The sequence below is a fragment of the Methylocystis sp. Uni0008 genome, from assembly GCF_056838045.1.
Map to the genome: position 1 here is coordinate 107,994 of NZ_JBXEJH010000004.1, position 12,710 is coordinate 120,703.

At 58.4% G+C, this 12,710-nt stretch carries 8 protein-coding genes and 5 pseudogenes; 4 read left to right on the forward strand and 9 right to left on the reverse strand.

Features of this window, described 5'->3' with window-relative positions:
• Positions 1–493 precede the first annotated feature (493 nt).
• The 4 genes and pseudogenes from istB to AC0X69_RS23285 form a co-directional block, all read right to left on the reverse strand.
• Positions 494–1,222: an IS21-like element helper ATPase IstB gene (gene istB, locus AC0X69_RS23270; RefSeq protein WP_482610225.1), complete on the reverse strand. Its 729-nt coding sequence runs from the start codon at positions 1,220–1,222 to the stop codon at positions 494–496.
• Positions 1,155–2,721, reverse strand: a pseudogene (istA, locus tag AC0X69_RS23275) (IS21 family transposase). Before istA ends, istB begins: the two are co-directional and overlap by 68 nt.
• Positions 2,722–2,890: 169 nt before the next feature.
• Entirely contained in the window at positions 2,891–3,769 is an 879-nt protein-coding gene (locus AC0X69_RS23280) for a TniB family NTP-binding protein (protein WP_482614107.1), read from the reverse strand.
• Positions 3,766–5,385: a TnsB C-terminal domain-containing protein gene (locus AC0X69_RS23285; RefSeq protein ID WP_482614109.1), complete on the reverse strand. Its 1,620-nt coding sequence runs from the start codon at positions 5,383–5,385 to the stop codon at positions 3,766–3,768. Before AC0X69_RS23285 ends, AC0X69_RS23280 begins: the two co-directional genes overlap by 4 nt.
• A gap of 442 nt (positions 5,386–5,827) precedes the next feature.
• On the opposite strand from AC0X69_RS23285, the pseudogene AC0X69_RS23290 reads away from it, so the two are divergent.
• Positions 5,828–6,264, forward strand: a pseudogene (locus tag AC0X69_RS23290) (DUF4158 domain-containing protein); the annotation flags it as partial.
• Positions 6,265–6,378: 114 nt separating this feature from the next.
• A complete protein-coding gene (locus tag AC0X69_RS23295) occupies positions 6,379–6,912 on the forward strand; it encodes a hypothetical protein (protein WP_482614181.1) in 534 nt (177 codons plus the stop codon).
• A 9-nt stretch (positions 6,913–6,921) separates the two neighbouring features.
• Here the strand turns inward: AC0X69_RS23295 and AC0X69_RS23300 are convergent.
• Positions 6,922–7,140: pseudogene (locus AC0X69_RS23300) on the reverse strand (DUF1643 domain-containing protein); the annotation flags it as partial.
• A gap of 184 nt (positions 7,141–7,324) precedes the next feature.
• Here AC0X69_RS23300 and AC0X69_RS23305 point away from each other — a divergent pair.
• Positions 7,325–8,503, forward strand: coding sequence for a Fic family protein (locus AC0X69_RS23305; protein WP_482614111.1), 1,179 nt, complete (start codon positions 7,325–7,327; stop codon positions 8,501–8,503).
• 208 nt (positions 8,504–8,711) lie between these two features.
• Positions 8,712–8,985, forward strand: a pseudogene (locus AC0X69_RS23310) (ISKra4 family transposase); the annotation flags it as partial.
• A gap of 147 nt (positions 8,986–9,132) precedes the next feature.
• Here the strand turns inward: AC0X69_RS23310 and AC0X69_RS23315 are convergent.
• From AC0X69_RS23315 to AC0X69_RS23330, 4 genes and pseudogenes are all read right to left on the reverse strand, one after another.
• On the reverse strand, positions 9,133–9,441 hold the full coding sequence (locus AC0X69_RS23315; protein ID WP_196391677.1) for a hypothetical protein: 309 nt from the start codon (positions 9,439–9,441) through the stop codon (positions 9,133–9,135).
• A 189-nt stretch (positions 9,442–9,630) separates the two neighbouring features.
• Positions 9,631–10,017, reverse strand: a pseudogene (locus AC0X69_RS23320) (TniQ family protein); the annotation flags it as partial.
• A complete protein-coding gene (locus AC0X69_RS23325) occupies positions 10,014–10,895 on the reverse strand; it encodes a TniB family NTP-binding protein (RefSeq protein ID WP_124740570.1) in 882 nt (293 codons plus the stop codon). The pseudogene AC0X69_RS23320 and the gene AC0X69_RS23325, both read right to left, overlap by 4 nt.
• Positions 10,885–12,546, reverse strand: coding sequence for a TnsB C-terminal domain-containing protein (locus AC0X69_RS23330; RefSeq protein ID WP_124740569.1), 1,662 nt, complete (start codon positions 12,544–12,546; stop codon positions 10,885–10,887). The genes AC0X69_RS23325 and AC0X69_RS23330 overlap by 11 nt, the downstream gene beginning before the upstream one ends.
• Between the last annotated feature and the right edge of the window lie 164 nt (positions 12,547–12,710).

Consider the following 12,710-nt stretch of genomic DNA (forward strand, 5'->3'; position numbering starts at 1 on the left):
TGAGGCCGGCGACTGAGCAAGTTTCAGAGGCTCCGGCTTGCGAAGGTAAGCGACTGATAGCGGGAATACTATCCGAAATGGCGACTTATCCTCAAATTGCCGAGTGGGTGCGGTCAAACTTCGGGCACACCCCCAAAACCTGCCATATAGCGCATGTCAAATCGGCTCACGGGCTCACGCGTGGATTGGCGCCTAATAGACGTGATCGGTCAGCGCGCGCATGGCCATGCCCCGCATCTTCGTGGCCACATATCGAGGCCGCGCTCAGGCATTTTCGAATGATTTAATTTCAAACGACGCGCGCCCAGCTGCATAATCCAACAAGGAGCGGTCCTTTTTTCGTCGTGAGGCGACGCTTGTCTTCGCTCTTCTGTGTCAATCGGCGTTGAAGTTTGACCCCTTATCGGCGTCCAACATTGACCCCTCTGTTGCGCGCGTCGTGACGGAGGGAGGGCGTAGCCCGACCGGAGTTACGATGCGCGCGGCGGCGTGATCAGAGGCGGTTCTTGAAGCGCCAGCTTTCGTTGCCGGTCTCGACGATGTCGCAGTGGTGGGTAAGCCGATCGAGCAGCGCGGTCGTCATTTTCGGATCGCCGAAGACGCTCGGCCATTCGCCGAAGGCCAGGTTGGTCGTGACGATGATAGAGGTGCGCTCGTAGAGTCGGCTGACCAGATGGAACAGGAGTTGGCCGCCGGCCTGGGCGAAGGGCAGATAGCCGAGTTCGTCGAGAATGACGACGTCGAGACGGGTCAGATAATCGGCGAGCCGCCCCTGCCGTCCGGCGCGCGCTTCCGCCTCAAGGCGATTGACCAGATCGACGGTTGTGTAGAAGCGCCCGCGCGATCCGGCGCGAATGCAACTTCGGGCGATGGCGATCGCAAGATGGGTTTTGCCTGTGCCCGTTCCGCCGACCAGCACGACGTTACGCTGCTGGGCGATGAAGGCGCCGCTGGCGAGGTCGCGCACCAGCCCTTCGTTGATCGGCGTGTCCTTGAAGGCGAAGTCGTCGATGTCCTTGGCGAGGGGCAGCTTTGCGATGGTAAGCTGATATTTGATCGAGCGCGCCTGCTTTTCCGATATCTCGGCCTTGAGCAGGTCGCCGACCAGACGCTGCGGTTCATGTTTGCGCTTTAGCGCCGTCGCCAATGTCTCGTCATAGGCGCTCCGCATGCCATAGAGCTTGAGTTCTCCCATCAAGTCGAGCACTTCGGTTCGTTCCATGGTCATACGCTCCTGAGCTGATCGTATCTGGCGCAGTCGGCGATCGGGGCGTGGGTCAACCGCAAGGCCGCCGGGGTTGCAATGACCGCGGCGGGTTCGGGATCGCGCCGGCGCGCGAGAATGTTGAGGATGACGTCGGCGGAATGGACGCCGTTTTCGAGCGCTTCGGCGCAGGCGGCGTCGAGTGCCGGCAATCCGTCAGTGAGCACGGCGGCGAGAATGGCGACCATCTGACGATCGCCGTCGTCAGACCCGGCGAGCTTGCGGCGGACGCGCTCGAGCGCGCCAGGCAACAGCCAATCCTTGAACGGCGCGCCATTCCTCAGCGCGCCGGGCTTTCGCGCTAGAACGGGGACGTAATGCCACGGGTCATAGATCGTCTCGCCGCGCCCGAAGCAACGGGCGTGTTCCGCGACAATCCTGCCATCCTGCCGAATGACGATACGATCGGCGTAGGCGTGGATCTCGACCGGGCGGCCGACAGCGCCGGCGTTCACCGAGTATTTGTTGTTGTCGAAGCGGACCAGGCACGTCTTCGACACGGAAGCCGGCAGCGCGTGGAATCCGTCGAAGCGGCCGCGATAGGGAATGAGCCGGGGGCGCTCCTCCTCGAAGACCTCCCAGACGGTTCTGTCGGCGCGCTCCGGATGGGCGTGCGCCTTGGCGTAGGCGATGCATTTATCCATCAGCCAAGCGTTCAACTCGTCGAAGGTCTTGAACCGCAGGCGAGGCGTGAAGAAGCGCTCGCGCACGAGGCCGACCTGATTTTCGACCTGTCCCTTCTCCCAGCCCGACGCCGGCGTGCAGGCCACAGGCTCGACGAGATGGTGCGAGCACATCTGAAGGAATCGGCGATTATATTGCCGGTCCTTGCCGACGAAGATCGTTTCGACCGCCGTCTTCATGTTGTCGTAGACGCCCCGGCCGCAGGCGCCCTTGAACAAGGCGAAGGCACGCTCATGCGCGTCGAAAACCATCTCCTGTGTCTCGCGCGGATAGGCTCGGGCGATAAACATCCGGCTGTGACAGAGCCGCAGATGCGCGACCTTCACGGTCATCGTCACGCCGTTCATCAGAACGATCTCGTGGCTCCAATCGAACTGGTAAGCCTCGCCCGGCGCAAAGCTCAGCGGCACAAAGGCGCTCGCCGTCTCGCTGGCATGGTCTCGCGCCCAACTCCGCGCGTAACGCCGCACCGCGTCATACCCGCCGTCATAGCCAAGCGCCCGCAACTCTTCGAACACACGGATCAGCGTCAGCCGCTCGCGCGCCGGCTTTGTTGCATTCTCCGCGAGCACTCGGTCGATCTCCGCCTTCCAGGCGCCGAGCTTGGGGCGAGGCTGAATCTCCCGCTCGTAGGAAAACGACGTCTCGCCTGATCGCAGAACCTTGCGAACCGTATTGCGCGATATCTTCAGATCACGGGCAATCTCCTTGATCGACTTGCCCTTCTGGAAATGCTCCCGCCGAATCCGGCCAATCGTCTCCACAACAAGCATCCCCCACCGCCCGCTCGATACCAAAGCGGGCAGACCTGCAAACAGTTCAGATGGGGGTCAATTTTGGACGCCGATCCCCCGGCTTAGGGGGTCAAAATTGCACGCCGAAACACAATTTGAGACTATTCCGCGCTGAGTCTCATTTGAAATGCCTTTTTTGGGTCGGGCGTCACGCGAACATAGTTTCCTTTTCGAGGGCGGGTTTCCAGGACTCGATGTCCTCGTCGGTGATGCGCTCGGCGCCCGCTCGGATCGCTTCGGTCGCCAACTCGTTGAGTATGGAAAAAACGCGCGCAGTGACGCCGTCGCTGATGCGCGCGAGGTGACGCAAGCCCTGGCTCGATAGGGCGGAAGGTTGTTTAATCGGCAAACTGCGCAGAACCGCGCTGACGAGTTCATGGAATTCGTCGTCTACTTTCCATCGCGGCAGCACGATCTGATCGAGACGCCGCGAGAGTTGAGTATCGCCTGCGATAGCATCGCGGGCATCCATCACGCCGAGGCAGACGAGCGACGCTTTGAGTTCGTTGCTGAGATATCGCAGCAGTTGGAGGATTACGCGTTGCTCTCTGGGATTGCCGGCGAGCAGGTTATGCACTTCATCAAAGACCAAGACACGAACATTGCAATTCTTCAGCAGAAGCATGGTCCTGATTTCAAGGTCCATGAGGGTGGCGCGCTCATTGACGCTGGCGCCAAGAGCCATGAGCAGCTGACCGTATATCCGACGCTCGGTCGGGCGCGAGGTTAAGGTGATGGCAAGAACGGGAACAGCCTCGCAGCCAGTGTTACGATCTACGACCGGCGGATGGTCACGTCGAAACTTTTCGACGAGCATCGTTTTGCCCATCCCGCTATGACCGTAAATCGCAAGTCCTGGTGGACGCGTGGATGGCGGATGATCACACAGCGCATCAAGATATTGAAGAACGCGTCGGGCGCGACCGAATCCGACCCAGCGGTCTGATCGGATGGCGCGAATACGCACATGATCTGGCGCATTAATGAGGGCGGCCGCGCTGGGCGCCAAATGACAGGGTTCGATCATTGGTCCCAAAATTCCATATCATCGTTAGAATATCCCGGTTTTGCTAAATCGATGCCGGTGATTTTTCCGCCTTCCTGGTCTCTCGGCTGCTTGGGCCGGCGCGTAACATTCCGGCGCGCTGTTGCGCTCGCCTGCGCGGCAAAATCTTCGATCTGTCGTTGCTGTGCAATAGAATTAAAAATGGTTTCCTCGTTCAATTCTCGCTTTCCCTGTTCGCGTAACCTCTCCTTTGCGTGCTTCCACTCCCACCATGAAACGGGAGGGTAGGCGAGATTACGATAGCGAGCCTCGACGAAATGACCGTCCGGTTGGCGAACGAAGATGCGCGATAAATCGCGTGGATCATATTTGATTTTCACTTCGCCGCCACGGCCTACATCGCGAGATAAGGCGTCAGACCAATATCGTATTTTTTCCAGATGGATGCCGTCCTTCAGAAGGCGCCGTCGTTCCTCTGGCAAGAAGCTCGTCCAGAAAGCCATTCTGTCCGGCGGAAGGTCGAAATCAACATCACCTTGAAGATCGCGCCAGACCGCTACTGGGGGCCGCAGGAGCGTTGAATGAATGCGGTGATGGTATTTGCCTGCGATCTCTATCGCGATCCACTTTTCCAATTCGCGCAATGTGAAAGTCGCGCGGCCTTCAGCGTCGTAATCGCCTTTGATTTTGACGTTGCTGAATGTTGTACCCGGCAGCACATGCACGGCGCCCATCATCGTCCCGATGAGACGTTCAATATGTCCACCGAAACGCGGGGTCGCTGGCGGTCTGAACTGAAGTTTGATTCCGTATTCGCGACAAGCGCCAGTAAGAGCGCGCGATCGAAACTCGGCGCCATTGTCGCAATGAAGCACCTCGGGCAGTCCTGCCACGGGCCAGGGGAGGTCTATCTCACGCTCGTTGAGCCATACGGTCTTGTCGTAGACGGCGTGAAGCAAGCAAAGCCCCACCGACACGCTGGAAGGAGCCTCGAGAGACAAGTGAAAGCCCGCCACCAGCCGCGTGCATACGTCAATCGCGATCGTCAGAACTGGCCGCCCAATGGGACGGCGAAGCTGTTCGTCGACGACGATGACGTCAACGAGGGTGTGATCAATCTGCCAAATGGCGTTGGGTCGATTGGCGACGAATTGTCCTGGGCTTGGAGTCGCGGCAGTTTCGATGTCTCGCTCACCGCGCTTGCGGGCGGCGGATACCGGGGTCAAATCCATCACCCGTCGCCGCACCGTTCTGTAGTGTGGCGGGTGTAAGCCTTCGGCAAGGCAGGCGCCGCGGATGCGCTCCATCAATCTGCTGAATTTCGGCTTCTCCTTTTTTAACCAGAAGCGCTCGATCTGATCGGCGATAACGCGCTCAATTTCCGGCGCGAGCCGAAATACGCCGTCCGGCGTTCCGCGCTGCTGTTGCGCAAGACTCGAAGTAAGCCGCGTGCTCCGAAAACGTGACGCCATCCGAAAAAGGGTTGACCTTGGAATACCGAGTTGCGTCCGCGCGACGCTTACGAGTTCGGCTGTCACTTTCCAATTGGAGCGGCGTAGAAGCTGACGGAGAAAATCCTCTCGCGCTTCTGGGGCATCCTGTGGCGCGTCTTGTGGCTCAATGCGGTCGGAATCCATGCCCCAACGCTACGGTCGATCGACCGGTCGATCAATCCCATTTTGACTGCCAAATTTTCTTGCGTCAGTCTCGGTTGGAGTGCCGTTCACGGCAGTTCGGTCTCGACCATCCCATTGAAATCATTCAATGGGCGAGTCCCGCCTCGAAATGGAAATCGACACATGCCTCTGCGATGGGGGTGTGGCAGTATTTCCGCCAGCATCGAAAATTCATTGGCCGCAAGGTCGAGGATGAAGATGAGTTTGGCAGGGTTTGGCGCGGGGTGAACGGAGCCTCCCAAGACGGGGTCATCGCAGAATCTTCCCAAAATCCTACGCTAAGGCGCTGATGGAGGTTCGCTGGTATCTTAGCGACGGAGTTGCGCAGATACCAAGGCATTGAAAAATAGCGATAAGCCGGACTGCTGCGCGAACGACGGATTGCGCACCAGGGAAGCCGGCGATGAAGAAGCATGAAATCCTCTCGCCGCAGGCCCGTGCGGCACTGTTCAATCCGCCCATCGATCCGGCGGCAATCATCCGGCACTACACGCTTTCGCCCGACGATCTGGCGTTGATCCGTCGACGGCGGCGCGACGCCAATCGGCTCGGTTTTGCGGTGCATCTCGCCTACCAGCGCTTTCCAGGTCGAGTACTCGGCATTGACGAAACTCCGCCCGCGGACGTTCTATCCTTCATTGCCGGTCAACTCGGCGTCGAGCCGGAGATTTTTCACGAGTATGCTCGTCGAGAGGAAACTCGCTGGGAGCATTGGGCGACATACAGTCATATCTGCGCGTTCGTCCTTTCAGCCGCGGTGATTATCGGTCTGTCGCAAAGATTGCGACGACCGAAGCGATTGGCACGGATCGCGGTGACGTCATCGTTGCGGCCATGATCGAAACGCTCCGAACTCGCGGCATCTTGTTGCCTGCGCCGACAATTTTGGAACGCATCGGCCTGGCGGCTCGCGCCCGCGCCCGAAAGCAGGCTCACAAGAATCTTATAGAGGGATTGGAACAACAAACGATCGCCGCACTGCAAGCGTTGATCGCAGTCAGAAACGATCGAGACCGCACGCAGCTTGCCTGGTTGCGTGACTGGCCGGAGGCGCCGACGCAGAAGAACCTGATTGGCGTCGTCGAGCGATTGCAATTCGTCCGAAGCTTGGGCGTTGGACCAGATCGCGAGCAACGGATTCATCGCGCGCGTTACAGGGCGATCGCCAAGGAAACAGCCGTTCTCACCGCTCAGCATCTTTCACGATTCGATTCGCCGCGCCGACTGGCGACTCTGGTCGTGTTCGCTCGTGAGATGGAAGCGATCCTTACGGATGCGGCGCTGGTCATGTTCGACAGGATGCTTGGCGGCGTCTACCGACTGCGCTCCGGTGGCGAACGAGTCCGTGACGATCTGCTCGCTCATATCGCGCCGCTTGGCTGGGAACACATCACCTTCAACGGCGACTATGTCTGGCCGACCGAGCCGCTCCAAAACGCCTTCCGGCCGCTCAGAAACCCGCGCTCTGAGCTACTCGATGCGGCTTAGCGTAGGATTTTGGGAAGATTCTGCGATAACCCCGACCAGCATTCGCCGATTCTTCGGGCCGATGGGATCGCGCGCCACCCGGAGTGCCGCAGGCGAAGGCGAGCGCAGCGCATGAAGATTGGCGACGATAATTCTGCCGGCGCCTTCGCGCCGCGCAAAGCCGATGCAGCGGCGAATCGTCGGATCGTCCTCTTTAGCGTCCGCCGTCGACGGATTGAGCATGACGAAGGGCAGATGCGGCGCGCCGCTTCATTTGCGCGTGAGGCGGCGGCTGAGGTGAAGGCGACGCTGAAGCCCTTTTGCCAACGCGCGTGTTTCCGACCGGGCAATTTAACCCGACTTAAATTCGCGAGCTTGTTATTTAAACAAAGCGGCAATTGATTAAATAAAGAAATTCGGACATTCTCCCTCTATGAGCGTTCACCCCCCAAAAGCAGCCCGCCTCGGCCGCTACATCGAAACGACCGCTGGCGGCGAAGTCGTGCGCGCATTCATTCCCCCTCCCCTGCCGCCGAGCCCGGACATCGAGCTCCTGCCCCTTCTCGATCGCCTGAGTTCGGCGGAGCGGGCGCTGGGTCGGCTCGACGGCGCTGCGGTCCTGCTGCCGCGGCAGGAACTCTTCCTCTATATGTACGTGCGCAAGGAGGCCGTCCTCTCCTCACAGATCGAGGGCACGCAGTCCACCCTCGCCGACCTTCTCCGGTTTGAGACGGAGGCGCAAACCGGTCAGCCAATCGACGATATCCGAGAAATCTCGAACTATGTCGACGCGATGATGTTCGGTTTGGATCGGCTCAAGGAGTTTCCGCTCTCGCTCAGGCTCATTCGCGAACTCCACGCCCGTCTTTTGCAAAGCGGCCGTGGCGAGACCAAAGACCCGGGCGAGTTTCGTCGTTCGCAAAACTGGATCGGCGGCACCAGGCCTGGCACCGCGCTCTTCGTTCCCCCGCCCGTGAGCGAACTCGACGCTTGTCTCGACGCTTTTGAGCGCTTCATCCACGAAACCCAGTCGCATTTGCCGCCGCTCATCAAAGCCGGGCTACTTCATGTCCAGTTCGAAACCATTCATCCGTTTCTCGACGGCAATGGTCGCGTGGGTCGTCTTCTGGTGACCCTCTTTCTTTGCGCGAATGGCGTGCTGCGCAATCCGCTGCTCTACCTCAGCCTTTACCTCAAGACGTATCGCACGGACTATTACCGTCTGTTGCAGGAGGTCCGCGAGAATGGCGCCTGGGAGGCGTGGCTCGAATTTTTTCTCGACGGCGTTGCCGAAACGGCGAATCAAGCCTTTGAAGCGGCGGTGCGGATCGCCGATCTTTTCGCGAAGGATCGAGAGCGCATTGCGAAGGAAAGCGACCGGGCAGGTTCGGCACTTCGGATCCACGACCTGCTCCAGCTTCATCCATTTGCGACGGCGAACGACCTCGTCAGGCGGACGGGGTTGAGTGCGCCGACCGTCAACGCCGCATTGGCCGATCTCGAACGTTTCGGCGTCGTCAATGAGATCACGGGCCGTCGCCGTGGACGCGTTTTCAGCTACCGCGCCTATCTCGACATTCTCGGCGAAGGGACGGCGCCGATACGCGGATAATCAAGTCTTGAGCACGCCACTCGAGAGTTGCGCGCAATTTGCTCTTCGTGTGCGAACGCTTGGCGCTGTTCTGACTGGAGTATAGTCTCAGTTGAAACCGAAATCGGACTGAGACTGATTTTTTCTAAGCCGCTGTTTTTCAAAAGATCGTGAGTATCATCTTGAAACAGAAATCGACAGTCTCCGAACATTCACACGAGATCAACGAAAAATTAAACGATTTCTGATGCTCATCGACGAGTTGGCGACATACCTAAGATTGAATTAGGCTTCCGTAAGCAATTATTGTCAGCGCCATTGGAAGGGTCTGCCGATTTCGAGCTCGCGAGCAGAGTCCGCGGTCACCGCCTTGGTCAATGCGCGTATGCACAAGTTGCAGCAGATGCGCTGGTCGCCGCGCGGCGCGCAACGCATGCTTCAAGCGAGAGCCGCTGTGCTCCGATGGTCGGTTGAAATCGGGCGCATTCCATCTCGCGGCCTGACCCCCAGCTTTTTCCGACTCCCGCCGCGCGTTCATTTCTGAGCGAGGCCCAGTGTCAGGATACATCCTTTGATTAGAAAATCCCTGTTCGCGCGGCGCGTTGACATCATATTTGAGAATTTCGGCGCGCATTTTCGAGCTTTGACGCTTAAATTGAGAACTCCAGCGGCATCCCGAGCGCGGCGTAGGCGAGCTCGTCGAATCGCTTTCGATAGACGGGGCGACAGAAGGGGCGCAGGCGCTGAATCGTATCCGCCGCGTTTTTCGCGGCGACTGCGAGACCGGCGAGTAGCGCGATGCGTAAATAGAGCGGCACCATAGCGTTTGCGCCTTTGCTGATGGACGGCGCTATGCGTAATGCTTCGGCGTCAAATCCTGGAACGATCTCGTTGAGCAACCAGCTCTTATTGTAGCCTTCGGGGGGCTGCGTCGTCTGCGGGCGATTTAAGATCAGCAAAAGCCGCATCATCGCAATAGGGGATGCTAGCGGCGTCGGCTCGCCCCGCAAGTGACGATTGACAAGCTCCTCTCCGATTTTGGCGGCGTCCCAATGGTCCCCAAATGGGCTCGTGTTTCGGACGGTATCGCAGCCGGCACGAGGTCCCTCGATTTCTGAGAGCGGCGAACCGCATAGAGGACAAGTAACGCGCCACGCCTCAAGCCAGCTTTTTAGAACCGCTCCCGGAGTGTCAGCCGCGCGATGTCGCTCGCAGCATGTCCGACAGAATTGAATCGGCTTGCCTCTTCCAACCAGTGCCGCGACCTCGATTGGAAGCGCTGTATGCGTCATGGCGACAACATCCATTGGATCAGTGCGAAACGAATCTACGATGCGTGCGATCTGGCCGAGACCTGGGCGGAAGTCGAGGCTACGCAGCTTCTTCGATTCGAGCTTTAGCCACGAGATGAGCATGGGCTCCGTGAGCCCATAGAAAGCTGCATGACGATGAAGCCACGATGAAAGAAGTTCGTCGGGCGTCGGGTCGAGGACGACCGGCAAGGGCCGCCGAGCGGCGTTGATCAGCATCGTCATTGGAACGCGGCTTCCTCCTCGCTGATAGGCCTCCAATCATCAATGGCTTCGTCGGTTAGTCGTTCCGTTCCTGTCTCGATAGCCTGGATCGCGACTTCATTCACAAGGCGGAATATTTTTGACGTTACGCCTTCAGTCACTCGAAGAATTCGTTTGAGACCGCGCGCCGTCAGAATGCTCGGCTGACGAAGCGGGAGATTGCGGAGAATGGCAAGGACGAGTTGCTGAAACTCGTCATCGGCTTTCCAGCGCGGCAACGTGACAACATCAAAGCGTCTGGCAAGCTGTACGTCGCCGTTGATCGCCTCACGTGCTTCCGTGATGCCGAAGCAGACAAGCGAAAGCTGAAGCTCGTTACTCAAGAAACGAAGCGTGTTCAGAACGACACGCTGCTCGCGCCATGAACCGGCGATGATATTATGAATTTCATCTATCAGCAGGACTTGAACGCCCACGGCTCGCAATAGTCGAATTGTCGTCTGCTCTAATGCGACAATTGTCGCGCGCGGATTGGAAGGGGCGCCAAGTGCAGAGAGAATTTGTGCATAAAGGCGCCGCTCGCCCGGCCCGCCCGCCAACTCCACAACGAGAAATTTACGTCGTGCGTCGGCTGTTGCTGCATCGAAAGCGAGCATCTGGTCGTGCTTGAAGCGCCCGACGATCATCGATTTTCCCATGCCGCTGTCGCCATAGACGGCGATTGACGGCATTCGCGTCGTGCGCGGGTGAGTCGGGAGACCCTGAATCAAATCGACGATATGTTTTGCTTTTGGATAGTGGACCCACGGCTTTGATCGAATAAATTGGATCCGCGCGTCATTAGATGCGTCGAGAAGACTTGCAACTTCGTCCGTGACGTGGGCGGCCCTATCGATCACGCTGCTTCTCCGCGATTTCCAGAATGGAAGGAGTGCGCGAGTCGATGCCCTTGAGCGAGCCGAATCCTTCGTCATCCACCGAAATCTTGTTTTTGGGCTGCGGGTCGCGGCGGGCCTGCGCCGTCTTCCTTATTGCATCGTCAACAATGCGACGCTTGGCCTTTGCAGTAGTGATCCACTGGTTCGGTTCGCGTTCCGCGCGCGCTTGCGCTCGCGTTTCGCGCCGACGTAGTTTCCATTCGCGGAGACTTATTGATGGGCACGTAAGATCGCGGCTCCGGGCTTCGACGAAACGCCCGGAAGGACGCTGAACAAAAATTCTTGAAATATCTCGGGGATCATATTTGACTAAAAGCTCGCGTTTGGCGCCTCCGAGATCGGCGCTTAAAACGTTCGACCAGTATGGCAATCCATGCAACCAGACGCCGTCTGGCCTGAGTGTTCGATACGCCTCGGGCAATAACGAAACCCAGAAGGCCATTCGATCATGCGGCATGCGCAGATTGATCCGCGCCTCATGTTCGCGCCAGACTGCCAATGGTGAGCGCATCAAGGTGCTGTGTATTCGGTCGTGATAGCCGCCCGCAATCTCCCAGCCGAGAAAGCATTCGAGCTCTCGCAACGACATGGCTGAATTCTTTTTCGGATCGTAGGACCCTCGTTCGATCGGATTTCCAAATGAAGTGCCGGGCAGAAGATGCATCTGACCCATCATCGTTCCGATCAGCCGTTCGATATGACCGCCGTAATGCGGTTCGCCAGGCGGGCGCCAAATGATATCGACGCCTTCGTTGCGACAACCGCGAATGAAAGCCTTGCTTCTGAAATCTGCGCCATTGTCGACGTGAAAGGCCTCTGGCAAGCCGGCGACTGGCCATGTCGCGTCGATCTCACGTTCCTGCAACCAGGCTGTCTTGTCGTAAACGCCATGGAGAACGCAGAGGCTCACGGAAAGCCGTGAAGGGGGATCCATCGAAAGATGAAAGCCCGTAATCATTCGCGTAAACACATCGATCGCCAGCGTCAGCCAAGGGCGTGCGAGCGGTTCGCGCGTCTCTTCGTGAACGACGATGAGATCGACGAGCGTGTGATCGATCTGAACCACCTCGAGCGGCCGGGAGGCTTTGTATTCGCCCGGAACTGGCGTTGTCGCTTTGATCGCGCGTTTGTCCTTCCGTTTACGCGCGACCAATCGCCTCTCGATGTCATCGACGCGCGTCTTGATCGTTCGACGATCTGGCAATGGCCATCCGTGCTGGACGAAACGCAAATGGATTTGTTCGACGAGGTGGGTCAGCGTTGGACGCTGCGGCTTCAGATAGACTTCCCGGATCGTCTGGCGGATCAACTTATGACGCGATTTGTCGAGAGCGAGCGCCCCTTTCGATCGGCCTCGCGGCTTCGGCTGAAGCGCCTCAACGGTGGGCGTTTCGCGATAGATCGCGACGAGGCGATAAAGTGTCGCGCGACTGATCCCGAGGTCCAAAGCAACATCTTCGACGTCGCTTGTTCGTAGCCGGTCGCCCGCGGAGCGGCCTAACAATTCTCTGATGGCCTCCTCGCGTCGACATGCCTCTAACCACTGCGGGTCGTCGGACCCCGTCGTGTCGGCGTCATCAGGGCAGGGCGCGTTCTCATTATTGCTGTTCATTTTTCGGCCGCGTCCATGAGAAATGGTTGAGCCGCAAATTCTCAATTCAACTGTACATCATTCGGGCGTTTTCTCAATTCAAATGTATACGCGTAAATCAGCAGCGTTTCGTAACGCATTGAAATTCAACAGGCCGATTTCTCAATTTCTGATGTGTCCTGACA

Bases quoted from the DNA above. Each gene is read 5' to 3' on its own strand.
- AC0X69_RS23280 (WP_482614107.1), bottom strand. From the start codon at position 3,769: ATGATCGAACCCTGTCATTTGGCGCCCAGCGCGGCCGCCCTCATTAAT.
- istB (WP_482610225.1), bottom strand. From the start codon at position 1,222: ATGGAACGAACCGAAGTGCTCGACTTGATGGGAGAACTCAAGCTCTAT.
- AC0X69_RS23305 (WP_482614111.1), top strand. From the start codon at position 7,325: ATGAGCGTTCACCCCCCAAAAGCAGCCCGCCTCGGCCGCTACATCGAA.
- AC0X69_RS23330 (WP_124740569.1), bottom strand. From the start codon at position 12,546: ATGAACAGCAATAATGAGAACGCGCCCTGCCCTGATGACGCCGACACG.
- AC0X69_RS23285 (WP_482614109.1), bottom strand. From the start codon at position 5,385: ATGGATTCCGACCGCATTGAGCCACAAGACGCGCCACAGGATGCCCCA.